Source organism: Neorhizobium sp. CSC1952 (genome assembly GCF_030378245.1).
In the GTDB taxonomy this organism is placed as follows: domain Bacteria; phylum Pseudomonadota; class Alphaproteobacteria; order Rhizobiales; family Rhizobiaceae; genus Neorhizobium; species Neorhizobium oryzae_A.
On sequence record NZ_CP128416.1, the window covers coordinates 3623522 to 3647446 of the forward strand.

The window sequence follows — 23925 nt, forward strand, 5'->3', positions numbered from 1 at the left end:
TCTTCGCTCCTCATATAGGTGGTCGATTTCCGGTCTGCCGCTTTAAAGCGCCATGTAAGATTGATCCATGCATCAATGCAAGGGCAGCCTTGCATTAACAACAGATCAGTTGGCATGGAAGGCATGATCCTTGCGTTAAATCCCGTTTCCGCTAAAAGCCATTCCGACAAAAGGGGAAAGCCGTGTTTCGCGCCGATCTGGACGCCATCGACATTAAAATCCTCCGGGAACTCCAGCGCGACGGGCGAATGACGAATGTCGAGCTCGCGGAGCGCGTGGGGATATCCGCGCCACCATGCCTGCGCCGCGTGCGCAAGCTGGAGGAGGCCGGAATCATCGAAGGTTACCATGCAGTTCTCAACGGGACGAAACTCGGGTTTGATCTCGTCGCATTCTGCATGGTCGGGTTGAAGCGCCAGTCGGATGCGGACCTCAAGGCCTTCGCGGCCAAAGTTCAGCAATGGCCGCTGGTGCGCGAGGCCTGGATGGTCAACGGCGACAGCGATTTCCTTCTTCGTTGCGCCGCCCAGAACCTTACCGTCTTTCAGGATTTCGTCATCGAGGTCCTGACCGCCGACGAGCATGTGGACACCGTTCGCACCATGCTGACGATCCGCCCGGTCAAACAGCTTGGACTGGTGGAGATCTGAGCGGCTGCCCAATGGTCGGAAATGAGGGGCGAATGCCTAAAATTATCTATCCTTCGCCCGGAATGAAAGGCGAGTTGTGGCGCCGTTCTCCCATCGAGCGGATGTTGGCGTGGCATGGAACGAAGAGATCGAGAAAGCGTATCGGCGTATTTACCAAGGAGCGTTCGCTGCAACTCTTTTCACCGCAGCAATTTCGCCCGCTGGCCGGCCCTGACATTCCCCTGATCTTCCTTTCTCGCAACGATCAGCGCCTTCTCCCGTCGTTCCTTTCGCACTATCGCAAGCTTGGTGTGACGCGGTTCATTTGCGTGGATGATCAATCGACGGATGGGACGGCGGAATACCTGTCGTCCCAGGCGGATCTGGATCTCTGGACGTCGCGGCTTCGCTATAAGGATGCCAGGCGGGGAAAAAGCTGGCGGCAGGAGCTTTTCCAGATCTACGGATCCAATCACTGGTATCTCAACGTCGATTCCGATGAGTTTCTTATATACGATCGATGCTTCGAAATGCCTCTCGGAGCGTTGATCGGGCGTATCGAGGCGCTTTCAATCCGTAGGCTGGCAGCGCCCATGATCGATATGTATCCGTCCGGGGATATCGCCGCTGCAGAATTCACCGGTGAAAACGATCTGATGCCATGGCAGGTCGCTGATTGTTACGATCAGGACGGATATAGTGTTATAAGGAATTCCCGCTTTTTGCGGATTCGGGGAGGCGCAAGAAAGCGCCTGTTTGGGTCAGATGTCGACCTGATGAAGTATCCCTTGATATTCTGGGATGACGAGTGCTCTTTGGGCGAGAACATTCATCAGCCCCTGCCGTACCAGCGCAATTTTTCCCCGATTTTTGGCGTCCTATTGCACTTCAAGTTCTTTTCCGACTATCAGGAACGCGTTCAGGCTGCGATCGACGGCGGGCAGCATTTCGGCGGCGCCCGGGAATATGTGAAGATGATGCAACGAATTACTGCTGATAGTGAGGTCGCCTTCGCTTATCCGGGCAGCGTACGCTTCAAAGAACCTCGTCAACTTGTCGACCAGGGTTTCATCGTATCTCCTTTCGATGGCACGGAGGTGTGAACGATGCGATTGCCTTCGATGATTACTATGTGGTGCCGTGTGAAGTCTCTTTTCGTTCCCGGCAAGGTTTCCATCGGGGCATCGAGATACTGACCGCGGACGAGCATATGGACATCATCCTCACCGTGTTGACGATTCGGCGGGTCAAGCAGCTCGGTTTAGTGGAAGTTTGACCTCATATCTTACTGTCTTTCTCCCTTTCTTCAGAAAGAGAGACTAGGGCTGCGGTCAAAGTCTTGAAGACATGATCTTTGGAATGTCGCTCTTCTATGCGCCTTCTTCCTGCTCTGCCGCGTGACAGGCGTCCATCGGTATCCATGGCTGCGGCGACGAGCGCTTTCTCCCATCTCGCAGAAAGGTCGCCGGTTCCGTCCGCAAGCCACCCTGTCGAGGGATCGACGAGCTCGCGAGTGGCGCCCACACCGTCAGTAACGACGGGCCGGGCATTTGCGAAGTGCTGAAGGATCTTGATTGGAGACTTGCCTCGATCGAAATCCGAACGGGTGCTGGGAACCAGACCGACATCGATCGACGAGAAGAACCTGTTTTCGTTTTCCGCATCGAACGGCCACCAGTCGAACTCGAAAGGAAGATTTGGCTGTTTGCCCGACATGACAACGAAGCGACAGTCGCGCCGGTTCGAGAAAAATCTTTGCAGAGCGGGAGAGATCGATTGCAGCAAATATTGGCTTTGCGGGTGTCCGCCCCAGCCAAAAAGAATTGGTCCGGATGCTTTCCCCGGTTCGGCTATGGGGGGCAACTCGATGCCCATGGGGACGATCAGAGGATCAGCACCGGTGTTTCTGGCCCAGTCCGCCAAATAGGCATTCGCCACCGTCACGAGATCGGCCCGGTATATTATGGACCGGAGACGGAGGTTGGTGCGCCAGCGTCGGGCGAAAGAGTCCCCGAGCGCACTGGTCCACATGGCGTCATCGAAGTCATAGGCAATCTTTGCCTCCGACCGACGGGACCGCCACCATGTCCATGACAGCTTGGGAATTCGCTTTTGTACGAGGAGCACGTCGCCCCGGCAGAGCAAGTCTATCCTTTCGTCTGAAAATGACGGGCTCCAGGTTACTTCGAAGTAATTTCTGAAATAGTCCAAGCCGGCGATAAACCTGTGCCTGACGCTTGGCTTATCATCCTTGCCGTATGTCACGGCATGCAGCTTAGGCTTCATGTTCTCTCGTTTTCAGGAAATTTTGCGGTACCATGCGTCAAACTTAGTAATGTCCTTGAAAACGCGCTCATACCCGTTCTTCCGCATCAAATTATCGAGCTTGGCTTCAGCTTCCGTAAAATTGTGTTCGAGGCTGAAAAATCGGATATCGAAACGTTGGAAGTCAAAGTTTTCCAGAATATCGAATTCGTTCCCTTCGGTGTCGATGCTGATGTAATCGATAACCTCGGGCGCATTGAACTTGATCAGCAGATCCAAAAGACTGATGGTCTGCATTTCAATTTGGACGTGATCCTTTTTGCGTTGTTCCGAATTCATGTCATTGTAGGCGACACGGTTGATCGCTGAAATCTCCGGTTTTTCTGTCACGAAAAGCATCGTGACCGAGTTGCCCGACTGGCTGTCGACAGGTTGCGTGCAAAGTTTGGCTTTTCGGGTAGACAAGATCGGTATGGTGAACGCAGGGTTTGGTTCAACTAAAATCCCTGACCACCCGTAGTCCCGCTCCAGCAACAAGGTATTGCTCAGGCTCGTGCCGTCGAAGGCTCCGATCTCGACAAAAAAGCCATCCCGCTTGCCGTTTGTCTCTGAAACGATCCAACTATCTTGATGTAATTGGGAAAAGCCTTCAATCGTAGGGAATGGCATTGCTTCAGCACGGGCGCGTTTCTTTTTCAGTCCTAGAAATGTCCGCAAGCCCATGCCAATCTCCATATGCAGCCAACAGCGCATTAAATCAACGACTGCTGGAATGCAACCATATCGCCTGCTTAGGCTCTATTCTGAAGCTAAGGCAGCGGTGGACGCGATGAACCGTGCCAAATCTGATGAAGTAGAAGAAACGATTTCTGTTCTGCCCATGGGGTTGAAATGGCCGAACACGGGCTCGACGTCAGGTGACGAAGCCAAAACAAAGCCGTCATAACTGGTCGTGCATCGATCGAAATCAGAGGACACCTCAATCCGGTAGCCAAATTCAGACATTACTTGCTCGACATTATTATGCAGCTGTTGGCTATGCGTGGATATGAACACGTAGGAAGCGCCTTTTCTTGACAGCAGGCCAGTAGCGCCTTCCAGCATTTCTACCTCGTATCCCTGTATATCGGAATGAAGGATATCGAGGCTGTCAAAAGCTTTTTCTCTCATAAATTCGTCAACTTGGAAGCTGGATTTTCCAACAAACGACTTTATGAACTCGCCTTTGTAGTTATTAATTTTGAAATTGTTGATGCCACATTCTATATTAGTCTGATCGGGCTCGACCATATAGCATCGAGCGCTTACATGTGTTTTCAGCAGCCACATGGAGTAGTGAGCCCAATAGCTTCCTAGCTCGAGCATCAGGGGCGATGGCTTCTTCAACTTCTTCAGCATTTGTTGAAAGCAGAACTCTTCGAGAGGCTCATGGACACCTCTATTGATAATCAGGATGTCGCTAAATTCTTTGTAATAGGCCAGGTCGCCTTCAATCGGGACGCGATTGCCGTTGTGTAATGTGACCAAATTCTTGTCAACATAGCCTGCATATGGGTCTTTTTCGATCAAAAGGTTAAGCGGATCAGAAATTATTTCCCGGTATCGCTCAATATATATTTCCGCTTTCTGAAAGTTTTTAAGTTTAGCGAAGCGCCTTGAAGCTACTTCCGTAATTTCGTATCCAACTGATCGCAGGCCTTTGTTGAGCATTTTGCGAAATGACGTCATCGGTATTACCGTCTTTCAATTTGGCTAAGAGCGTAAACGAGTTCGGGCGGTTGCAACGACCCAACCGCCGCGCGGCAAATTAATGCAAACTGCTGCCGGTTTGAACAATGGCTTCAAATTAGTTTCCGGTCGGCTGGCGAAGGCCGCATTTACTCAGTAAGGCAATCAACTTGTCCTGAAACAGGCGGTATTGTTTGGCTAGGCCATAATACCACTTCCTCTTGTTGGTCTTCCTGGCGCGTCCGGAGGCGGCGAGGATTTCGCTGGCGGCTTCGGTTGTCGTGACGGGAGCGGGCCAGAAGGAATAGCCGTGGCCTGTGCGCGTCAGCCAGTACCGGAAGTAATTGTCGACCGGTGCGAAAATCTTCCGGTGCTCCTCGATGAAAAGCCGGGCGCCCTCCCGAGACCAGACTATCGCGCTCGTCGTCATCGGAAAATAATGCGCCGCCACGAGTTCGCAATCATGTCCACCGATGTCGTAGCGCGCCAGCGGGGTGGCGATCTTCAGCTTGTTGTTTCCAATGTTGATCAGCCGCCAGTGCGGGTCGATCTTCTCCAGGTCAGGAAGCGCCTTTTCGAGCAGTTCGACCGGATTGCAGAGCGGCAGGGCGTCGTCCTCGAGAACCAGCGCATAGCGGGCATCGGAGCTGAGGAATTGCGCTGCCACCTTGAGATGGCTTCGATAGCAGCCGATTTCTCCGCCAACGAGGCTGCGGCCCATGTAGCGCTCGGCGCGGGCTGCCTCGTAGTCGGTCAATGCGGACAGATCGAGTTGGCGGCCATCGACTGCCGAGACCCGCTCGAAAGCGATGTCGAAAGCTGCAAGTCGCTGGCTGATGGTTTGTAGACGGTCGCGGCTGCCATCCAGATTAATGACGTAGACACCAAGCGAATGCATTTTTTCCTTTCCGACGAACAGCCGCCGTGAACTCTCGTGCCGACGGCCGCTCGCTGCCGCGACCCTGCGGTGATCCGCTAACGTGGTTGAAGACATCCTTACATGCAAGTCAAGCCGTTTGAGCGGCACCGGGATTCCAAGGCGGGCAAAAGAGTTTCCTGCGGATGCTTCCACTATTACATGGAGATGACCTTGCCCACAGTTGTCGTTCGGCATACACGCAGCGGAAAGAAACGGCAGGGCAAAACCAATGCGGGTTCATCAGTATATTTTTGGCAAGGATGGCGGAGCGGAGAAGTTCTTTGTACATCTCGTTGGCGCGCTTGCTCGGAGAGGCGTGGAGCAGACTGCCGTCATGCGCTGGAACCGGCGCTGGCGTCCGGATGTCGAGGCTCATGCCCGCGTGATCCAGAGCAACTTCCGCAATCTTTCGATCGATCGCATCCTCTTGCCGATCAGGGTTCGCCTGCTGGCCGAGAAAGAAAAGCCGGACGCGATCATTTCCTGGTCCACTCGCGGCGCTCGTCTGATGCCGGCCTACAAGGGCGGCATCAAGCTCTCGCGCCTTGGCGATTATCCGACCCATCTCGGCTATTTCAAGAATTCCGACATCCTGGTCTGCAACACACCGGGGATCGCGGACCACGTGCGCAACAATCTCGGCTGGGACCGGGGCGTCGAGGTGATTTCCAATTTTACCGACACGACGGCCGTTGCTCCCGTTTCGCGCTCGCTCGCCAATACGCCGGAAGGCGTGCCGCTGGTCATGACGATGGCGCGCTTCGTCAAGCGCAAGCGAATCCACCTGCTGATCGAAGCGATGACGGCGGTGCCGGACGCCTATCTGTGGATTGCGGGCGAGGGCGAGGAGCAGGAGGCGCTGGAGGCGGTCGCGCGGGAGCATAAGCTGGAGAGCCGCGTGCGCTTCCTCGGCTGGCAGAAGGACGCACGGCCTTATGTCGCCGCCGCCGACATGTTCATCATGCCGTCCAGCCACGAACCGCTCGGCAACGTCATTTTCGAAGCCTGGGCGCAGAGCAAGCCAGTAATCTCCTCGCGGTCGGAAGGCCCGTCCTGGTTCATGCGGGACGGCGAAAACGGCCTGCTCGTCGATATCGACGACGTCGCAGGATTTTCTCGCGCCATCAACCAGTTGATCGCCGACCGCCAGCTGGCGGCGAAGGTGGGTGAGGGCGGTCGCGCGACACTGGTCGGCCAGTTCTCGGAAGACGCCGTCGCCGGCGCCTATATCGAGCTTTTCAAGCGGAAGCCATGATCCGGTAGAGATTGCCGAGGCGTTTTGCCTCGCCCTCGATGCTGAAACTCTCGACGGCATGGGCACGGGCGCGGGCCGATGCCGCGTTGCGCCGCGCGTCGTCGTCCATGAAGAGGGCGGTTGCTTCGGCCATGGCATCGAGGCTGTCGCGGGCGATGATCACGCCGGTTTCCTCTTCGCCCGTCACCAGCAGCTCCGGGAAGGCGCCGACATCGGTGGCGATCACCGGCACGGCGGTCGCCATGGCTTCGAGCGGCGTCAGGCCGAACCCTTCCCAGCGCTGCGGCGCGATGAAGAGGTCGAGGGCGCGATACCATTCGTTGATATCGGTGTGCTCGCCGACGAAGAGGATGCGGTCGGCAAGCCCGGCGGCCGCCACCTTCGCCTTCAGCCCGTTTTCGAATTCCGCATGCGGGCCCGTGGCGCGGCCGGCGACGATCGCGGCCCAGCCGGGACGCGCCGGCAGCAGCCGGATCATCGAATCCACGAAGAGGTCCGTGCCCTTCTGATGCCGCACGCGGCCGAAGCAGCCGACGATCTTCTTGTCCGGATCGAGCCCGCGGGCACGCTTCGCCTCGGGCTTGTCCGCCGGCGGCGAGAAACGGTCCGTATCGATGCCGTGCAGGATGACGGTATTCGGCACGGTCAGGTAATCGGCCGTCCTGCCGCTCACGGCGATCACGCCGTCCATCCTCGAAATCAGCCATTTCGTCCAGCCGGTATGGCGGCGCTGCGAGGCCGAGGTGAAGACGATCCTGAGCGGCATGCGAAGCACGTCGCGCATCAGGATCGCCGGCAGCATCTCGATGTTGCGGCGGGCATGCCAGATGCGGAAGCGCTTGCCGCGGGGAGGGCGCCAGAGCGCGGGAAGGTCGCGAAAGCGGATATGCGGCAGGTCGGCGGGGAGGCCCGGCCCAAGGGCCGCGACCTTCTGGCCGAGCGCTCTCTGGACCGGAACGAGCTGAATGATGGTGGAGGTGACGCCGGAGAGGCGCCGCTTGAAATTCGGCGCGATCACTTCGACGTCACGGATGTCGATGATGGCGGGATCGCCGTTTTCTTTCACAGGGTGTCAGCCCCAGGAAACGGCAAGAATCTCGTAGCCCTTCGAGCCGCCCGGCGCGACGACCTCGATGGAATCGCCGACTTCCTTGCCGATCATGGCGCGTGCGATGGGCGAGGAGATGGAAATGCGGCCGGCCTTCACGTCGGCTTCCTGGTCGCCGACGATCTGATAGGTCTTTTCCTCGTCGGTGTCCTCGTCGACGAGTTTCACGGTCGCACCGAACTTGATCTTCGAGCCGGACATCTTGGTGAGGTCGATGACCTCGGCGCGCGCCGTCAGGTCTTCGAGCTCGGTGATGCGGCCTTCATTGTGGCTCTGGGCCTCCTTGGCGGCATGGTATTCGGCATTTTCCGAAAGGTCGCCATGGGCGCGCGCTTCGGCAATTGCCTCGATGATACGGGGACGCTCCTCCTGCTGGCGCCAGCGCAGCTCTTCCTGCAGCTTGGCGAAACCGTTCGGCGTCATCGGTACCTTATCAACCATTTCCTTGTCCTTCAGGCTCATGCCCGCGGATGCCGCGGACACAAAAAGAAACAGGTTCCGGAGCAAAACTTCGGAACCATCGCAAAATCGGAGTTTGGGTCACTATAACAGATTTTCGACAGCCGGTGCTAGGAATTTCGAAACCGTGTCGGCGTGGCCCCTCCTTCGCACATGTGAATCGAAGCCCGTTCCTTTGTCAATGACTTGACGTTCAGCGACAGAACATTTAGTGAACAAAATAATGAAGAAGTCGCTGAAAGAACGCCTGGCGATCCTTTCGGACGCCGCCAAATATGATGCCTCCTGCGCTTCCAGCGGGACCGCCGGGCGGGATTCGCTGGCTTCCGGAGGCCTTGGCTCCACGGAAGGGTCGGGGATTTGCCACGCCTATGCGCCGGATGGGCGATGCATATCGCTTTTGAAGATCCTGCTCACCAATTTCTGCATTTATGACTGCGCCTATTGCATCAACCGCTCCTCCAGCAACGTGGAGCGGGCGCGTTTCACGCCCGAGGAAGTGATCTGGCTGACGCTGGAATTCTACAGGCGCAATTATATCGAGGGCCTGTTTCTCTCCTCCGGTATCATCCGCTCCTCCGACCATACGATGGAGGAGATGGTGCGGATCGCCCGAGAACTTCGCACCAGCCATAATTTCCACGGATATATCCATCTCAAGACCATTCCCGAAGCTTCGCCATTTCTGATCGAGGAGGCGGGGCTTTATGCCGACCGCCTGTCGATCAATATCGAACTGCCGACCGATGCCGGCATCGACAGGTTCGCTCCCGAAAAACATCCCGACAATATCCGCCGGTCGATGGGCGAGCTGAGGCTGAAAATCGAGGAGATGGCCGAGCCGACGCTGCAGACCAAACGGCGCAGGACATTCGCTCCGGCGGGGCAGAGCACGCAGATGATCGTCGGTGCAGACGGAGCGGATGACGAGACGATCCTCGGCACCAGCGCCCGGCTTTACGGCAGCTACGGGCTGAAGCGCGTCTATTATTCCGCTTTCAGCCCCATACCGGACTCGTCCAAAAACCTGCCGCTCATCAAGCCGCCGCTGATGCGGGAGCATCGGCTCTACCAGGCCGACTGGCTCTATCGTTTCTACGGTTTCGAAATCGGCGAGATCACGTCTCAGCGCGCCGACGGGATGCTCGATCTGGACCTCGATCCCAAGCTTGCCTGGGCGCTTGGGCATCGCGCGCAATTTCCCGTCGACGTGAACAGGGCCGAGAGGGAAAAGCTTCTTCGTGTTCCCGGTTTCGGGACCGGGACGGTGAAGCAGATTCTTTCGGCGCGCAGGTTTCGGCGGCTCAGGCTGGATGACCTCAAGCGGCTCGGCGTATCGCTCAGGAAAATTCAACCGTTCGTCACGTGCGAGGGCTGGACGCCGCACCGGCTGGTGGACCGGCCGGACCTCAGGGCCATGTTCGAACCGAAGCCGGAGCAGCTTTCGCTTCTATGATGTACCGGTATTCCTTGAGGGGGCGGGGTGACCTGACGGAGTGGCGCGATGCGGCCCGCGCCTTCCTCGCCGCAGGGATCGTGCCCGACATCATCGACTGGCGGACGATGGACGATGCGGACGGCCTGTTCGGTTTCGACGACAACCGTCTGCCTCCGCCCCATCCGGAACATCCGCCGCTGACCGTGCCGTCGGCTTTCCTAAAGTTGGCGGGCGCGGTGATCTGTCATTCGGATCCCACCCGTTTCGCGCTGCTTTACCGGATGCTGTTCCGGCTGATGCATGGGCGGTACCTTCTGCAGATGGCTTCCGATCCGGACGTCGTCGCCGCACAGCGGATGGCCAGGTCCGTCGGCCGCGACTATCACAAGATGACGGCATTCGTGCGCTTCAAGGAACTGCCGCTCGCCGGCGGCGGGGCCGGGAGGCGCCGGTTCGTCTCCTGGTTCGAGCCGGATCATTTCATCGTGGCGCGCGTGGCGCCGTTCTTCCAGCGCCGCTTCACGGACATGGACTGGCTGATTGCGACGCCGAAGGGCTCCGCCTCCTGGGATGGCGAAACCTTGCGCACGACCGACGAGCCGGCGGAAAAGCCCGACCTGCGTGACGAGACCGACGACCTCTGGCGCACCTATTACGCCTCCATCTTCAACCCCGCGCGGCTGAAGGTGAAGATGATGACCAGGGAGATGCCGAAGAAATATTGGAAGAACCTGCCGGAAGCAGAGCTTATTCCCGGCCTGATCGCCAATGCGGAGGCCAGTGTCATCGACATGGCCGGCAAGGCGGCGAGCGATCCCTTGCCCTATCATCACTGCATCCGGGAGGCGGCCGCGAGGGCGCCGGCGCCGCCCGAACCATCGCCGGGCACGCTGGCATCCTTGAAGGAGGAGGCGCGCGTCTGTACCCGTTGCGACATTCACTGCCTGGCGACACAGACCGTATTCGGGGAGGGGCCGCCGGACGCGAAAGTGATGTTCGTGGGCGAGCAGCCGGGCGACCAGGAGGACCTTGCCGGCAAGCCTTTCGTGGGGCCGGCCGGCAAGCTGTTCAACGATACGCTCGCGGAGGCCGGGATCGACCGGCGCTCGCTCTACATCACCAATGCGGTCAAGCATTTCAAATACCAGCTGCGCGGCAAGCGGCGAATCCATCAAAAGCCGAACATGGGAGAGATCAGGCAATGCCGTTGGTGGCTGATCCGGGAGCTGGAACTGGTGAAGCCCAAGGTGATCGTGGCGATGGGCGCGACGGCCCTGTTCGCATTGACCGACATGCGCCAGAAACTGGATGACGTGCGCAGCGAGCCGATCCCCATGGACGACGGGCGTACATTGTTCGTCACCGTTCATCCGTCGTATCTCCTGCGGATTCCGGATGAAAAAAGAAAGGCGGAGGAACTGGTGCGGTTCAGGGAGGACATGAGTCAGATCAGCCGCTTGGCCGCCTGAGCGGGGAAATCGGTTCAGGAAACGAATTGAGGATCGTTCGGCAGGTTGGGCGGCGTGTAGCCGCTGCCGCCCATGCGCGTCTTGACCGATTGATGCAGCGCTGCGCCATCCGGAATGAGGCGTCGGTCTTCCAGGGGCAGGTAGATGCCGGTCCGGTTGCCGCGCCGGCGCCAGGAGTTTTCGGGAACGCGCCGGGGCAGGAATTCGAGGGTTTTCCATCCCCAGGTCATTGAATCGTGCAGGGTCGCGAGCGGATCGAGCGGCACATACCGGTTGGCGTTCTTGCCGCGTACGATGTTGTTGATCGTGCGGGTGACGTAGACGAGGCCGGTCGGCTGCGTCTCGCGGATCATCCAGTCGAGCGGGATCTTGACCTGGCCGCTCGCTTCCTCCGGGTATCCGCCCCCGACGTCGCCATGGACGCCCGCGAACCAGACTTCCTTGAAATTCTGCGGCGTGACCGCCTTCGGTTTGAAAGGACCGCCCCAAAAGTCCTGGCCCGGTGTCCAGAGTTCCGGCTGGAACATGGTGCGCCGCTCGTCGATCGCCACCGCATGCCGCACCCATTCGACGCTGGGATTCCTGCGGGTGAAAGGATGCGTCTTGAACTGCGGATGCCATTTGCCAGGCTCGATCACCGAAGCCACGGTGTCGAAGAGGCCGAGAAGCTTGATCGGCGGGCGGTCGTTGCGGAGCATCCGTTCGTAGAGCCGCATGCTCTGGAAGGCGGATGCCGCATCGCCGCCCTCGGCGGCGTTCTCGCCGCTCTGCTCCTGCTCGGGAATGCCCTTGTAGGTCCTGTAGGCGTAGTCGACGAGATTGAGGTGGTATCTGCTCGTCAATCCGAACGCGTGGATGAAGCCCGCCAGCACGCGCGCGGTATAGGCGCCACGGCTGAAGCCGAAGATGTAGATGCGATCGCGATCGGGATGGCGGCCATTGGCACCGGCCGGGCCGCAGTCGTAATTCTCGACCAGGAAGCGGTAGGCCTCCTTGACGTTCTGGTCCAGCCCCCAGCCGGTGATAAGCCCCCAGACCTCGAAGGATTTCCGGTAGAACTTCGACCAGGCGTTTGCGGCGCCGAAGGTGCCGATGCCGGGATCGTAGTAGACGATCTGCTCTTCCGATCGCCTGAGCGTCCCGAACAGTCTCAGGATGTTCGTACGGTCCGCCGAAATGTCATTCGACGTGCCGTCGAACAGGATGACGATATTCTTGGACATGTCAGCCCCCGAACGCCACGCGGAGGGTAGCATTCGGAATGGCCGACTTCAACTCTGGGTGTGGTCGTCAGGGAGACCCGCATCCGCGATGCAGGTCCCGGGGAGCTTTCGCCTCGGCTCAGAAGTAGCTTTGCAGCGGGCGGACTTCGAGGTTGCCGGCCTTCAGCGCCTTGATCGCGAGAGCGGCAGCCTCGGCGCCGGCCATGGTCGTGTAATAGGGCACTTTCTGCATCAGCGTCGCGCGGCGGAGCGACTTCGAGTCCGAGATCGCCTTGTTGCCGTCCGTCGTGTTGATGACGAGCTGGACCTGGCGGTTGCGGATCGCGTCCTCGATATGCGGGCGGCCTTCCAGAACCTTGTTGATCTTGGTGGCCGTGATGCCGTTTTCGCCGAGGAAGCGGGCCGTGCCGCCGGTGGCGAGCACCTTGAAGCCGATTTCCGTCAGGATGCGGATCGCCGGCAGCACGCGGACCTTGTCCTCGTCGCGGACGGAGACGAAGACCGTGCCGTCGCGCGGCAGTTCCACGTTGGCGCCGAGCTGCGACTTGGCGAAGGCGAGCGCGAAATCCGTGTCGAGGCCGATGACTTCGCCGGTCGAGCGCATTTCGGGCCCGAGCAGCGTATCGACGCCCGGGAAGCGGGCGAACGGGAAGACGGCTTCCTTGACGGCGATGTGCTTCAGCGCGCGCGGGTCCGGCTTTTCGCCATAGGCGGCGAAGGTCGCGTCGAGCTTCTCGCCGGCCATGACGCGGGCGGCGATCTTGGCGATCGGCGCGCCGATGGTCTTGGCGACGAAGGGCACGGTGCGCGAGGCGCGCGGGTTCACTTCCAGAACGTAGATCGTGCCGTCCTTGATGGCGAACTGCACGTTCATCAGGCCGCCGACATTGAGCGCCTTCGCCATGGCTTTCGCTTGGCGTTCCAGCTCGTCGATCGTCTCGGCAGACAGGGAGCGCGGCGGCAGCGAGCAGGCGCTGTCGCCCGAATGGATGCCGGCTTCCTCGATATGTTCCATGATGCCCGCGACATAGACGTCGTCGCCGTCCGAGAGGCAGTCGACGTCGACTTCGATCGCGTTGGTCAGGTAGCTGTCGAACAGAAGCGGGTTCTTGCCGAGCAGGGTGTTGATCTGGCCGGTCTTGTCGTTCGGGTAGCGCTGCTTGATGTCTTCCGGCACGAGGCCCGGAACGGTATCCAGCAGGTAGGTCTGCAGCTGGCCTTCCGAATGGATGATCTGCATGGCGCGGCCGCCGAGCACGTAGGACGGGCGCACGACCAGCGGGAAGCCGATCTCTGCGGCGACGAGGCGGGCCTGCTCGACGGAGTAGGCGATGCCGTTGTTCGGCTGGTTGAGGTCGAGCTTCATCAGAAGCTTCTGGAAGCGGTCGCGGTCCTCGGCAAGGTCGATCGCGTCAGGCGCGGTGCCGAGGATCGGGATGCCGTTCTTTTCGAGCGCTTCGGCGAGCTTCAGCGGCGTCTGGCCGCCGAACTGGACGATGACGCCGACCACTTCGCCCTTTTCCTGTTCGGCACGCAGGATCTCGATCACGTCTTCGGCCGTCAGCGGCTCGAAATAGAGGCGGTCGGACGTGTCGTAGTCGGTCGAGACGGTTTCCGGGTTGCAGTTGATCATGATCGCTTCATAACCGGCATCCTTCAGCGCGAAGGCGGCGTGGCAGCAGCAATAGTCGAACTCGATGCCCTGGCCGATGCGGTTCGGACCGCCGCCGAGGATGACGACCTTCTTGCGATCCGAGACTTCCGCTTCCGAGCGCGTCGCGCCGACGAAGGGCGTCTCGTAGGTCGAGTACATGTAGGCGGTCGGCGAGGCGAATTCGGCCGCGCAGGTGTCGATGCGCTTGAAGACGGGGCGGACGCCGAGGCTGTTGCGCAGTTCGGCGACTTCCTTCGGACGCTTGCCCGTCAGGCTCGCAAGCCGGGCGTCGGAGAAGCCCATGGCCTTCAGCATGCGCAGGTTCTCGGCGTCCTGCGGCAGGCCGTGCTCGCGGATGCGCGTCTCCATGTCGATGATCGCCTTGAACTGGGCGATGAACCACGGGTCGATCTTGCAGCCCTCGTGGACTTCCGCCTCGCTCATGCCGAGGCGGAGAGCCTGGGCGACCATGCGCAGCCGGTCCGGCGTCGGCGTGCCGATCGCGGCGCGGATGGCGTTCTTGGAGTTCTCGCCGTCCTCGAGGCCGGGGATTTCGATCTCGTCGAGGCCGGTCAGGCCGGTTTCGAGGCCGCGCAGGGCCTTCTGCAGCGACTCGGCAAAGGTGCGGCCGATCGCCATGACTTCGCCGACCGATTTCATCGCGGTGGTCAGGGTCGGCTCGGCACCCGGGAATTTCTCGAAGGCGAAGCGCGGAATCTTCGTCACCACGTAATCGATCGACGGCTCGAAGGAGGCGGGCGTCGCGCCGCCGGTGATGTCGTTTTCGAGCTCGTCCAGCGTGTAGCCGACGGCGAGCTTGGCGGCCACCTTGGCGATCGGAAAGCCGGTCGCCTTCGATGCCAGAGCCGACGAGCGCGAGACGCGCGGGTTCATCTCGATGACGACGAGGCGGCCGTCCTTCGGATTGACGGCGAACTGCACGTTCGAGCCGCCGGTCTCCACCCCGATCTCGCGCAGCACCGCGATCGAGGCGTTGCGCATGATCTGGTATTCCTTGTCGGTCAGCGTCAGCGCCGGCGCGACGGTGATCGAATCGCCCGTGTGGACGCCCATCGGGTCGATGTTCTCGATCGAGCAGATGATGATGCAGTTGTCCGCCTTGTCGCGGATCACCTCCATCTCGTATTCCTTCCAGCCGAGTACCGACTCTTCGATCAGCACTTCGGTGGTCGGCGAGGCGTCGAGGCCGCCCGAGACGATCTCGAAGAATTCCGAGCGGTTGTAGGCGATGCCGCCGCCGGTGCCGCCGAGCGTGAAGGAGGGGCGGATGATCGCCGGAAGGCCCACATGGTCGAGCGCCTGGGCGGCGATCGCCATGGCATGGCTCATATAGCGCTGCTTGCGGTCGCTCTCGCCGAGGTTCCACTGGTTTTCGAGATCGTCCAGCGCCCTGTCGAGCTCTTTGTCTTGTCCGGGGCCCGAAAAGCTCTCGCGCAGCTTGGCGCGCTCGGCCTCATGGGTCTTGCGGTCGGCATCCTTGATGTCGGTGGCGTTCGCCAGCATCGATTTCGGCGTTTCCAGCCCGATCTTCGCCATCGCCTCGCGGAAGAGGGCGCGGTCCTCGGCCTTGTCGATCGCGGCCGGCTTGGCGCCGATCATCTCGACATTGTAGCGGTCGAGCACGCCCATTCTCTTGAGAGAGAGCGCCGTGTTGAGCGCCGTCTGGCCGCCCATGGTCGGCAGCAGCGCGTCCGGCCGTTCCTTGGCGATGATTTTCGCCACGACTTCCGGCGTGATCGGCTCCACGTATGTGGCGTCCGCGAGGCCCGGATCGGTCATGATCGTCGCCGGGTTGGAGTTGACCAGGATCACCCGGTAACCTTCTTCCCGGAGCGCCTTGCAGGCTTGCGTCCCGGAGTAGTCGAATTCGCATGCCTGGCCGATGACGATCGGACCCGCGCCGATGATGAGGATCGATTTGATGTCTTGGCGCTTCGGCATGGTGGTCTTTCCGCTTTTTCCTGCGCGAAAAACCGGCCAGGGCGGAAGATTGCCGGCCGGGTGCGCAGTTCATGGTCTTTTCAGGCTAGAAGCGGCTTATAGGCAAATGTTTTTGCAAACGGAACCCCATAAATCGCCAAATCGACAGAATCCTTAAAGGTGTCCGAAACGCGTCTTCGCCCTGTCCGTATTGGGTCGGCTGACGAGGATTTCGGCGCCAGCAGAAGCTTGCGTCGCGCCTGATCCTGCAATAAAAATTCCTGATCCTGCAATAAAAGTTCCCGAACCGTACCGCTAGCCGCATAGCTGTCATGGACAGGTGCGGCTTGCGGGATTATGTGCTTCCAGAAAAGAAACTTGCAGCAACGGCCATCCGCGATGACGACCGCTTGCGCGGAAGGAAACACCATGGCCGATGCAACCTCGAAACCCGCTGCCGCAGTCGCCGCCGAAGCGACGGTCGTGCCGATCATCCTGGCAGTCAGTTTCTGCCACATGCTGAACGACATCATGCAGTCGATGATCTCGGCGATCTATCCGATGCTGAAGACGGATTACGCCCTCGACTTCTGGCAGATCGGCATCCTGACGCTTGCCTTTCAATGCACGGCCTCGCTCCTGCAGCCGGTGATCGGCATCATCACCGACAAGAAGCCTTTCCCCTATTCGCTGCCGGTCGGCATGGGCTCGACCTTCATCGGCCTCTTCATGCTGGCGGGCTCGCACAGCTATGCCATGCTGGTCATCGCCGCTTCGCTGATCGGCATCGGCTCGGCGGTCTTTCACCCGGAGGCCTCCCGCGTCGCGCGGCTCGCTTCGGGCGGCCGCTACGGCTTCGCCCAGGCGACTTTCCAGGTCGGCGGCAATTTCGGCCAGTCGATCGGCCCGCTGCTCGCCGCCTTCATCATCGTGCCGAACGGGCAGGGCAGCGTCGCCTGGTTCTCGGTGGGCGCCCTGCTCGGCATCGTCGTCCTCGCCTGGGTGGCGCGCTGGTACAGGGCGCATATGCTCGCCAACAAGGGGCGCAAGCGGGTGCTGAACGCCCACAGCCTGTCGAAGCGGACGGTCGTCGTCGCCCTGGCGATCCTGACGATCCTCACCTTCTCCAAGAATGCCTACATGGCGTCGATCAGCAGCTACTACACCTTCTTCGTGATGGAGCGCTTCGACGTCACGGTCCAGCAGTCGCAGGTCATGCTGTTCATCTTCCTGGGCGCCGTGGCGCTGGGCACCGTCATCGGCGGGCCGATCGGCGACCGTTTCGGTTCCAAGGTGGTCATCTGGTTCTCCATCCTCGGCGTGCTGCCCTTCACCCTCGCCATGCCTTACGCCAACCTGCCGGTGACGATCGCGCTCTCGGCCATCATCGGCTTCATCATGGCCTCGTCCTTCCCGGCGATCGTGGTGATGGCGCAGGAACTGGTGCCGGGGAGGGTCGGCATGATCGCCGGCATCTTCTTCGGGATCGCCTTCGGCATCGGCGGCATCGCCGCGGCGGTGCTCGGGGTCTTCGCCGATCATTACGGCATCACCTTCGTCTATACGGTCTGCTCCTTCCTGCCGGTGCTCGGGCTTCTCACGGTCTTCCTGCCGGGCAAGAAGGCGCTCAGGGTCGCCTGACGGGAAATCTTGCGGTTGAGGGATCGCCGAGGCTCGCCTTTGCCGCCGCGGACGTTATATTAGCGGCAAGGCACAGGGCCGGCGAAAAGGAGAGCGCAAGATGGAGTGGAGAGGCCGCCGTCAGTCGGACAATGTCGAGGACCAGCGCGGGGCCTCCATGGGCGGCAGCCCGTTCGGGCGAGGCGGCGGTTTTCGCATTCCCGTGGGAGGCGGCGGACGCCGGGGCGGTGGCTTGGGCATCGGCGGCATCGTCGTCATCCTGATCATCTGCTGGATCACCGGCATCAATCCGCTGACGCTGCTTTCGGGCGGCGACATCGGGTTTCAGGATTCCGGCTCGCGGCAGACGACCGGCGGCGCGCCGGCGAATGATGACACGACCGCCTTCGTGCGCACCGTGCTCGCCGAGACGGAAGATACCTGGAACGGCATCTTCCAGGCGAACGGCCAGCGCTACCAGGAGCCGACGCTGGTGCTTTTCTCCGGCCAGGTGAGCTCCGCCTGCGGATTTGCCTCTTCCGCGACCGGGCCCTTCTACTGCCCGGGCGACCACAAGCTCTATCTCGACACGGATTTCTTCCGGGAGCTCGAACAGCGTTTCGATGCGGCCGGCGATTTCGCCGAGGCCTATGTGATCGCGCATGAGGTCGGCCATCACGTGCAGAACCTGCTCGGCATCCTGCCGCGCTTCAACCAGGCCCGCCAGCGCATGAGCGAGGTCGAGGCGAACCAGATGTCGGTGCGCGTCGAACTGCAGGCGGATTGCTTCGCCGGCGTCTGGGGCAAATTCACCGAGCAGAAGGGCATTCTGGAGCGGGGCGACCTGGAAGAGGCGCTGAACGCCGCCCAGCAGATCGGCGACGATACGCTCCAGAAGCGCAGCCAGGGCTATGTGGTGCCGGAAAGCTTCAACCACGGCACGTCGGCCCAGCGCATGCGCTGGTTCCAGCGCGGCTTCGACAGCGGCGACATCAAGGCCTGCGATACGTTTTCCGGAGATGTGTGAGGGGCATGTTCTCCGGTGTCGGCCAAAGGCCTGGAACACTGGCGAACCAGCTTCACCCCCCTCTGCCCTGCCGGGCATCTCCCCCACAAGGGGGGAGATCACAAGCGGCATGGCTTTCCCATCTCACTTGGGGTGTACCGGGCAGAAGGCTTAATTGTTTGGGGAAGCCGGTGCTCCCATCCGATCTCCCCCCTTGTGGGGGAGATGCCCGGCAGGGCAGAGGGGGGTGTGGCCGCATCCACCGAACTGATGGATAAAATTCAAGGTCACCCAAGTTTTATCAACCGCTTAACCTCTTTCTCATCCCCGCCCTCCAAACCCGTGCCTACAATCCTCCCGCTTCCGTCGCCGGAGTGTTTCGCGAGACGTTCGCGGGCAGGCGGGAGCCGGCGCTTCCATCGGAACCGTAACGTGCGGGGACGGTGGAAGAGGTGAAAGCCATGGAGAGTTCGTCGAAAGACGGGCTTTCCTATCAAGCCTCCCCCTGGTCGCCAGGCCAGGTTCGGTTGAGCCGTGCAAGTGGCAGGCCTGTCCCGAAAGGACGGGCGCGAACGAAGCCACGCAGCGAGGCGAGATGATCACCTGTAGGGGCCGGAAGCCCCGAAAGAACGCCGAAGGCCACGCGAATGCGGAGCCACATACTAAAATCTACCGAGGTTCCGCATTCGCGTGGGCTCTCCGGATCGCTCTTTGAAAACCCGGCAGGATACTGCGCGGTGCGCCTTGGCGTGCCCGTGAACGCCCGTGCTGCTCGAAGAGGGGTTACTTGTACATCCCCTCGCGCAGGTTGATGCCGTATTCCACATAGGCCTTCAAAGCGCAGAGCATCTGCGACCAGCCCTGGCAGTTGCCGTAGGAGGCAGCCAGTCCGCCGGGCGTTTCCCGCCAGCCTTCCTCGGCGATCGTCACCAGCGTACGGTTGCCGTCCAGGGGTTCGAACGTCATGGTTATCGTCGTCCTGTAATTGGCAGGCGCGACGTTTTCCGGCCCCTGTTCGGCGGCATTGCCGTCCGTCGCATCCCAGCGCAGCACGATCTTCCTGTTTTTCTCCACCTCGACGACCTCAACCGGAAAGGCGCCTGGAAAATCCGCGAAGTCCCAGGTGACGGCGGTGCCGGTTTCCAGCCGCGCGCTGGCGCCGCCGGTCGTGAAGTAGCCGGAGAGCTTCTTCGGATCGGCGACCGCCTCGAAGACGTCCTCGACCGGTTTCGAGATCCGGCCGGATACCTTGAATTTCAGTTCCATGGTCTTCTTCTCCCTTGTTTTCCAGTTCATCATGTTATAAAAACATAACATGTCAAGCGAAAAACAAAGCGACAGGATTTTCAAGGCGTTAGCCGCGCCGATTCGCCGGGATATCCTGGACGAGCTGAAGGATCATCCGAAGACGACGGGCGAGCTCTGCGCACGTTTTCCGAAACTCGACCGGTGCACGGTGATGCAGCATCTGAAGGTTCTGGAGGGGGCCGACCTGGTGCTGGTCAGAAGGGAGGGCAGGGAGCGGTGGAACCACCTGAACCCGCTGCCGATCAAGGCGATCCATGACCGCTGGATCGGCGACTATGCCGCACGCGCCGTCGATATGCTCGGCCGGATGAAGCGGGATCTGGAAGGCTGAGGGTTCAGCCTGCCAGCAGCGCCGTGCCGTAAAGCCCGAGCGCGAAGACCGTATGGGCGACGAGGTTGAGGAAGCGGACCTTGTTGGGCTTCGGCGTCTTCGAGGCAGCCCAGCCGAGGCCCATGCCCGGCTGGAACAGGAACCAGCCCGCGCCGACCGTGACGATGCCGAAAATCCAGGCGGGCAGGAATGTCGGGGCGGCAAACCAGGCCGGCCCGACGATCACGGCGAAGACGACGCCGTAGAGGATGCCCACGGCGTAGTGGCCCGCCCAGCCGAGCGCGAGTTCGTGCTCATAGGGTTCGGCGGCGGCAATGCTCTCGTGAAAGATCTTTCCGCGGGAAAGATGCCAGAACCAGCGGCCGCCCGGCGCCCAGTTGGCTTTCGGCTGGCCGAAGACGCGGTGAAGCACGATCGCCCAGAGGTCCATGAGAACGGTCGCGCCGATGCCGATCAGGATGCCGCGCCAGAGAAGATCGATCATGAGGTGCCGCCGGAATGGAAGGAGGAAGGGGGTCCCTTATAGACCCTTTTTGCCGGCATCCGGAAGTGGTGGTTCGTGCGTCGGCGACCGATCCTGTCTTCCGCTGTCCGTCTGAGCGAGCTGTGCTCCGCAATAGCGGGCGCCGGCGGCGTCTCCAATCATGGGTCCCATCAAAAACTTTGAAATGTTCACGGATTGTTTCCGTTTTCGTTTGCCGCTATGTAGGCGCGCGGCGACTTCGATCGTCTTTCCAGAAAACGCAAAATCCTAGAGAGACATTCCGATGCTCGATCCGAAATTCGTCCGCCGCGGCCTGTTCCTCGTCTTCATGATCCTGTTTCTCGATGTCATCGGCATCGCGATCATCATGCCGGTGCTGCCGGCATTCCTGCAGGAACTCACCGGCGACGACGTGAGTGCCGCCGCCGTCGACGGCGGCTGGCTGCTGCTCATCTATTCGGCCATGCAGTTCCTGTTCGCGCCGCTGCTCGGAAACCTCTCCGACCGGTTCGGCCGCCGGCCGATCCTGCTTGCATCCGTTCTGACCTTTGCGCTGGACAATCTCATCTGCGCCGCCGCGACCAGCTTCTGGATGCTGTTCGTCGGCCGCGTGCTCGCCGGCATTTCGGGCGGCAGTTTCGCGACCTGCTCGGCCTATATCGCCGATATCAGCAATGACGAGAACCGCGCCAAGAATTTCGGACTGATCGGCATCGCCTTCGGCGTCGGCTTCACCATTGGCCCCGTGATCGGCGGTCTCCTCGGCGAACTCGGCCCGCGCGTGCCTTTCCTCGGCGCCGGCCTGCTGTCGCTCGCCAATTTCATCGCCGCCTGGTTCCTGCTGCCGGAAACGCTGGAGCGGGCGCATCGCCGCAAGTTCGAGTGGAGGCGCGCCAATCCGCTCGGTGCGCTGCGGCAGATGCGCCATTATCCGGGCATCGGCTGGATCATGCTGGTGATGTTCCTCTATTGGCTGGCGCACGCGGTCTACCCGTCCGTGTGGCCCTTCGTCTCGGCCTACCGCTATGGCTGGAGCGAGGGGCAGATCGGCCTGTCGCTCGGCCTCTTCGGCATCTGCGCGGCGCTTGTCATGGGCTTCGTGCTGCCGAAGCTGGTGCCCGTCCTCGGCGAATGGAAGACGGCGGTGCTCGGCCTGTCCTTCTCCTGCCTCGGGCTCACCGGCTATGCGCTGGCCTGGGAGGGGTGGATCGTCTACGCCGTGATCCTCGCCACGACGATCGAGAACGTCGCCGATCCGCCGCTGCGGAGCATCGCCGCCGGCAAGGTTCCTCCGTCGGCGCAGGGCGAATTGCAGGGTGCGATGACGAGCCTCACCAGCCTGACGACGATCGTCGGCCCGGCGATCTTCACGCAGCTCTTCAGCGCCTTCACCGGACCGCAGGCAAGGGTGGAGTTCGCAGGCGCGCCCTATATCATGGCGGCGTTCTTCATGCTGATCGCGATCCTGGTGTTCTTGACCCGGATTTCACGGAAAACGCCGGCGGATTCGCTCGAAAAGCAGCTTTCTCATCAGATTTCTTGAAGAGACGGCCAAAAATTCTGCTGCTTGGCCCGTAAGTCTTGCCGCACGGATGATGCTCCTCTATGGCTGTATCATCCGCCGCTGCCCAGTTTCTGGAAGCGGCTTTTTTCGTCTGTGGAGGAAGTCCATGTCGAGCCAGGTCATGACCCTTGAAGGCAATACGGACAATTCCTGGTCCTCGCATATGCGCGCGACATTCGCTCTGGGTGTTCCGCTCGTCGGCGCCCAGCTTGCGCAGATGGCGATCCATACGACGGACGTCATTCTGGTCGGCTGGCTCGGGACGACCGAACTCGCCTCCGTCGTGCTCGCGACGCAGATGTTCTTCATCGTCTTCATTTTCGGCACCGGTTTTTCCAGCGCCGTCGTCCCGCTTGTCGCGCAGGCGCTCGGCCAGAACGATCCGGTCGGCGTCCGCCGCTCGGTGCGCATGGGATTGTGGATCGTGCTGGCCTATGGCGTATTGACCGCGCCGCTTCTGTGGTTCTCCGAGCCGATCCTGCTGCAGCTCGGCCAGGCGCCGGACGTCGCGGCCAACGCCCAGAGCTATCTGCGCATCGCGCAATGGGGCGTCTTCCCGGCGCTCGGGCTGATGGCGATCCGCAGTTTCGTCACCGGCCTCGAGAAGGGCGGCATCGTGCTCTACGTGACGATCGGCATGTTCCTGATGAATGCGGCGGTGGCCTATACGCTGATCTTCGGCCATTTCGGTGCCCCGGCCTTTGGCCTGCACGGCGCGGCGATCGCCGCCGTCGCGGCCAACGTCACCGGCTTTTTCATCGCGGTGGCCTATGTGGAAAGCCAGCCGAAGATGCGTGCCTATGAGATATTCGTGCGGTTCTGGCGGCCGGACTGGGGCATGGTGCGCGAGATTGCGATGCTCGGCCTGCCGATCAGCTTCACCATTCTTGCCGAAGTCAGCCTGTTTTCCGCCGCATCGCTTCTGATGGGCATGATCGGCAAGCTAGAACTTGCCGCGCACGGGATCGCCCTGCAGCTCGCCTCGATCGCCTTCATGATCCCGCTCGGCTTGGCGCAGGTGGCGACGGTGCGCGTCGGCCTTGCCAACGGCCGCGACGATCTCCTCGGCGTCAAGCGCGCGGCGGTCGCCGTTCTGGCGATCAGCATCTTCTTCACGGCGATCGGCAGCATTCTCTACGCCACCATGCCGCGTTCGCTCGGCGGGCTTTTCCTCGATACGCGTCAGGGAGATGCGGAAACGGTGCTGGCGATTGCCGTGCCGTTGATCGCGATCGCCGGCGCGTTCCAGCTCGTCGACGGTCTGCAGGCGGTCGGCGCGGGGCTGCTGCGCGGCCTCAAGGACACGAGGGTGCCGATGATCCTGGCGCTGATCGCCTATTGGCCGATCGGTTTCGCCTGCGCCTGGATCTTCGCTTTTCCGCTCGGCTTCGGCGGCGAGGGGGTCTGGTTCGGCTTCGTCACCGGACTTGCGGCGGCAGCGCTGCTCCTTTGCGGCCGCTTCTGGCTTCTGGTCCGGCGCCAGACGAACGCAACTCGCTGACATCCGGCGGGTTGCGCGATCGG

General features: G+C 60.9%; 21 protein-coding genes and 1 pseudogene. 11 read left to right on the plus strand and 11 right to left on the minus strand.

Annotated elements, in window-relative coordinates; all coding sequences use genetic code 11:
* The first annotated feature begins 182 nt into the window (after window positions 1–182).
* The 3 genes and pseudogenes from QTA58_RS17670 to QTA58_RS17680 form a co-directional block, all read left to right on the plus strand.
* On the plus strand, window positions 183–650 hold the full coding sequence (locus tag QTA58_RS17670; protein WP_085424889.1) for an Lrp/AsnC family transcriptional regulator: 468 nt from the start codon (window positions 183–185) through the stop codon (window positions 648–650).
* A gap of 32 nt (window positions 651–682) precedes the next feature.
* Window positions 683–1732, plus strand: a complete 1050-nt coding sequence (locus tag QTA58_RS17675) for a glycosyltransferase family 2 protein (RefSeq protein ID WP_234811324.1) — start codon at window positions 683–685, stop codon at window positions 1730–1732.
* 80 nt (window positions 1733–1812) lie between these two features.
* A pseudogene (locus tag QTA58_RS17680) lies at window positions 1813–1905 on the plus strand (ArsR family transcriptional regulator); the annotation flags it as partial.
* A gap of 2 nt (window positions 1906–1907) precedes the next feature.
* Here QTA58_RS17680 and QTA58_RS17685 read toward each other — a convergent pair.
* The 4 genes from QTA58_RS17685 to QTA58_RS17700 all read right to left on the minus strand — a co-directional run bounded on the left by QTA58_RS17685 (window position 1908) and on the right by QTA58_RS17700 (window position 5520).
* Window positions 1908–2915 carry a glycosyltransferase gene (locus QTA58_RS17685; RefSeq protein WP_289669852.1) on the minus strand — a complete coding sequence of 336 codons (1008 nt, stop codon included), beginning with the start codon at window positions 2913–2915 and terminating at the stop codon, window positions 1908–1910.
* A 12-nt stretch (window positions 2916–2927) separates the two neighbouring features.
* On the minus strand, window positions 2928–3617 hold the full coding sequence (locus QTA58_RS17690; RefSeq protein WP_289669854.1) for an FkbM family methyltransferase: 690 nt from the start codon (window positions 3615–3617) through the stop codon (window positions 2928–2930).
* A 75-nt stretch (window positions 3618–3692) separates the two neighbouring features.
* Complete coding sequence (locus tag QTA58_RS17695; RefSeq protein WP_289669856.1) at window positions 3693–4622, minus strand: FkbM family methyltransferase; 930 nt, start codon at window positions 4620–4622, stop codon at window positions 3693–3695.
* Window positions 4623–4740: 118 nt separating this feature from the next.
* Window positions 4741–5520, minus strand: a complete 780-nt coding sequence (locus QTA58_RS17700) for a glycosyltransferase family 25 protein (protein ID WP_289669858.1) — start codon at window positions 5518–5520, stop codon at window positions 4741–4743.
* Window positions 5521–5770: 250 nt separating this feature from the next.
* On the opposite strand from QTA58_RS17700, the gene QTA58_RS17705 reads away from it, so the two are divergent.
* Entirely contained in the window at window positions 5771–6796 is a 1026-nt protein-coding gene (locus QTA58_RS17705; RefSeq protein WP_289669860.1) for a glycosyltransferase, read from the plus strand.
* Here the strand turns inward: QTA58_RS17705 and QTA58_RS17710 are convergent.
* Together QTA58_RS17710 and greA are read right to left on the minus strand one after the other, a co-directional pair.
* Window positions 6780–7838, minus strand: coding sequence for a glycosyltransferase family 4 protein (locus QTA58_RS17710; protein ID WP_289673205.1), 1059 nt, complete (start codon window positions 7836–7838; stop codon window positions 6780–6782). The genes QTA58_RS17705 and QTA58_RS17710 overlap by 17 nt on opposite strands.
* 30 nt (window positions 7839–7868) lie before the next feature.
* Window positions 7869–8345 carry a transcription elongation factor GreA gene (gene greA, locus QTA58_RS17715; RefSeq protein WP_085425145.1) on the minus strand — a complete coding sequence of 159 codons (477 nt, stop codon included), beginning with the start codon at window positions 8343–8345 and terminating at the stop codon, window positions 7869–7871.
* Between the two features lie 241 nt (window positions 8346–8586).
* On the opposite strand from greA, the gene QTA58_RS17720 reads away from it, so the two are divergent.
* Window positions 8587–9819, plus strand: coding sequence for a putative DNA modification/repair radical SAM protein (locus QTA58_RS17720; RefSeq protein ID WP_085424885.1), 1233 nt, complete (start codon window positions 8587–8589; stop codon window positions 9817–9819).
* Window positions 9819–11270, plus strand: coding sequence for a UdgX family uracil-DNA binding protein (locus QTA58_RS17725; protein WP_289673206.1), 1452 nt, complete (start codon window positions 9819–9821; stop codon window positions 11268–11270). The genes QTA58_RS17720 and QTA58_RS17725 overlap by 1 nt, the downstream gene beginning before the upstream one ends.
* A gap of 14 nt (window positions 11271–11284) precedes the next feature.
* On the opposite strand, the gene QTA58_RS17730 is transcribed toward QTA58_RS17725, so the two are convergent.
* The 3 genes from QTA58_RS17730 to QTA58_RS17740 form a co-directional block, all read right to left on the minus strand.
* Window positions 11285–12493 (minus strand): DUF2235 domain-containing protein, encoded by a 1209-nt coding sequence (locus QTA58_RS17730; RefSeq protein WP_289669863.1) that lies wholly within the window; start codon window positions 12491–12493, stop codon window positions 11285–11287.
* Window positions 12494–12611: 118 nt separating this feature from the next.
* Window positions 12612–16109 carry a carbamoyl-phosphate synthase large subunit gene (gene carB / locus QTA58_RS17735; protein WP_289669865.1) on the minus strand — a complete coding sequence of 1166 codons (3498 nt, stop codon included), beginning with the start codon at window positions 16107–16109 and terminating at the stop codon, window positions 12612–12614.
* Between the two features lie 80 nt (window positions 16110–16189).
* The gene (locus tag QTA58_RS17740) at window positions 16190–16519 is read right to left on the minus strand and encodes a hypothetical protein (protein WP_289669867.1); all 330 of its coding nucleotides are present in this window, start codon (window positions 16517–16519) and stop codon (window positions 16190–16192) included.
* On the opposite strand from QTA58_RS17740, the gene QTA58_RS17745 reads away from it, so the two are divergent.
* Together QTA58_RS17745 and QTA58_RS17750 are read left to right on the plus strand one after the other, a co-directional pair.
* On the plus strand, window positions 16518–17729 hold the full coding sequence (locus QTA58_RS17745; protein ID WP_289669869.1) for an MFS transporter: 1212 nt from the start codon (window positions 16518–16520) through the stop codon (window positions 17727–17729). The genes QTA58_RS17740 and QTA58_RS17745 overlap by 2 nt on opposite strands.
* Window positions 17730–17829: 100 nt before the next feature.
* On the plus strand, window positions 17830–18735 hold the full coding sequence (locus tag QTA58_RS17750) for a neutral zinc metallopeptidase (RefSeq protein WP_085424880.1): 906 nt from the start codon (window positions 17830–17832) through the stop codon (window positions 18733–18735).
* A gap of 762 nt (window positions 18736–19497) precedes the next feature.
* On the opposite strand, the gene QTA58_RS17755 is transcribed toward QTA58_RS17750, so the two are convergent.
* Window positions 19498–19980, minus strand: coding sequence for an SRPBCC family protein (locus QTA58_RS17755; RefSeq protein WP_289669872.1), 483 nt, complete (start codon window positions 19978–19980; stop codon window positions 19498–19500).
* A gap of 49 nt (window positions 19981–20029) precedes the next feature.
* Between QTA58_RS17755 and QTA58_RS17760 the strand changes: the two genes are divergently transcribed.
* Complete coding sequence (locus QTA58_RS17760; RefSeq protein ID WP_289669874.1) at window positions 20030–20353, plus strand: helix-turn-helix domain-containing protein; 324 nt, start codon at window positions 20030–20032, stop codon at window positions 20351–20353.
* A 4-nt stretch (window positions 20354–20357) separates the two neighbouring features.
* Here the strand turns inward: QTA58_RS17760 and QTA58_RS17765 are convergent, their stop codons facing one another.
* Entirely contained in the window at window positions 20358–20837 is a 480-nt protein-coding gene (locus tag QTA58_RS17765) for a DUF2938 domain-containing protein (RefSeq protein ID WP_289669876.1), read from the minus strand.
* A gap of 283 nt (window positions 20838–21120) precedes the next feature.
* Here QTA58_RS17765 and QTA58_RS17770 point away from each other — a divergent pair, with 283 nt between their 5' ends.
* Together QTA58_RS17770 and QTA58_RS17775 are read left to right on the plus strand one after the other, a co-directional pair.
* Window positions 21121–22380 (plus strand): TCR/Tet family MFS transporter, encoded by a 1260-nt coding sequence (locus QTA58_RS17770; protein ID WP_289669878.1) that lies wholly within the window; start codon window positions 21121–21123, stop codon window positions 22378–22380.
* A gap of 127 nt (window positions 22381–22507) precedes the next feature.
* Entirely contained in the window at window positions 22508–23902 is a 1395-nt protein-coding gene (locus QTA58_RS17775; RefSeq protein ID WP_289669880.1) for an MATE family efflux transporter, read from the plus strand.
* Window positions 23903–23925: the final 23 nt, after the last annotated feature.